Below are 1,548 nucleotides of genomic sequence, written 5' to 3' on the forward strand. Positions count from 1 at the left end.
GGCGGTATGCGAGCGGCGGGTGGACGGCCTGCAATACCTCTGCCCCTTCCACGGCCAATGCGGGATGCAGCGCCAACGGCAGGCCAAGCCGCAAGTCTGGCTGATCCCCCATGCCCTGCTGTTCCAGTCCCGCCCCTCGTTCATCCCGAAACCCGACGCCCTGGTGATCGACGAGGGCTTCACGATGGGGGCCCTGCCGGACAAGCCAGCACGTATGTCGCTCGACGCCATCGAGCAAGCTCCGTTCGAGCGCGAGGATGACGGCAGCGTCTTCAGCAATGCCGCAAACGACATCCAAAGCGCCCGCGGTGCGCTGCTCCGCGCGCTCCGGGCTCACGACGAGGACGGCCCCCTGAGCCGGGAAATCCTGCTTCAGCGCGGCGTCACCAAGACCGTCGCCGCCAACGCCTACCGCCTCGAGTGGATGCGCCAGAGAGAACCCGGGATCACCCCGGGGATGCCCCCGAAGGCGCGCAAGGCAGCCGCGGCAGCGGTTGCCGCGCACAACAAGGAAATGCGCCTCCTCGCCGGCCTCTGGGCCGAGCTGCGCACGTTCCTGGAAGGCAGCGCTGCCGCCTCCGGGCGCCTCTATCTCCGGTACGATCGCGAGGCCGAGTGCCGGGTGATCGAACGCCGCTCCCTCGGCACGGTCCGCACCTCGTGGTCGGCCCCCGCTCTCCTCCTCGATGCCACGTTGCCCGAGCCGGCGCTGCTCGCCCCCGTGCTCGGCCATCCCGTCGAGGTGCGCGCCGATATCGCGGCGCGGTGGAGCCCCTACGTCCGCACCCGCCAGATCGTCGGCGCCCCGATCACCGCCCGCAAGCTCGGGATCATCGAAGGAAAGGAATTCGACATGCCCCGCCGGTCGGTGGTCGACCTGATGCGGCTGATCCGGCTGCGCGCCGCGCTGGCCTTCCCCCGCATCGTGGTCGTGATTGCGCCTCAAGCCCTGGTGACGAAGCTCTCGGAGATCGGCCTGCCGGAGAACGTCGAGACCGCCCATTTCGGCGCGGTCGCCGGGATCGATCGGTGGGCGACGGCTGGCGGGCTGATCTGCATCGGCCGATTGCAGCCGGGGCCGCGCATCGTCGAGCCGCTGGCCGGCATCATCACCGGGGAGGTGACCGAGGCGCTGCCCGAGGGCGAGGCGGGGGGCGCCTGGTACCCACGGGCCGAAGGCGGGATCCGGCTGGCGTCGGGCGACACGGTGCGAGTGGAGCACGAACATCACCCCGACCCCGTCGCCGAGGCGCTTCGCTGGCAGATCACCGAAGCCGGGCTGATCCAGGCCATCGGCCGGCTTCGCGCTCTACGCCGCGGTCCTGACGCCCCCGCGTTCGTCGACATCATCAATGACGTGCCGCTGCCGCTCAGCGTGGATGCGGTTGTGTCGTGGGACGAGGCGAAGGTCGGCGCCTGGGCCGAGATGGCGCCCGAAGGCGTGCTGCTCGCGAGCCCCGCCGACATCGAGGCGTGCTTTCCGGAGGTGGCTCCCACCCGGGACAAGGCACGCGAAGCCGTTCCGCCGACGATGGGGGTAACGTCTAT

Annotated in this window: 1 protein-coding gene; it reads left to right on the forward strand. The window is 70.4% G+C overall.

Annotation, left to right across the window (positions count from 1 at the left end):
* Positions 1–19 precede the first annotated feature (19 nt).
* Positions 20–1,548 (forward strand): hypothetical protein (locus tag VP06_RS32780; RefSeq protein WP_197093348.1); only part of this gene is annotated, 1,529 nt, incomplete at its 3' end.

Source organism: Methylobacterium aquaticum (assembly GCF_001043915.1).
GTDB classification, from domain to species: Bacteria; Pseudomonadota; Alphaproteobacteria; order Rhizobiales; family Beijerinckiaceae; genus Methylobacterium; species Methylobacterium aquaticum.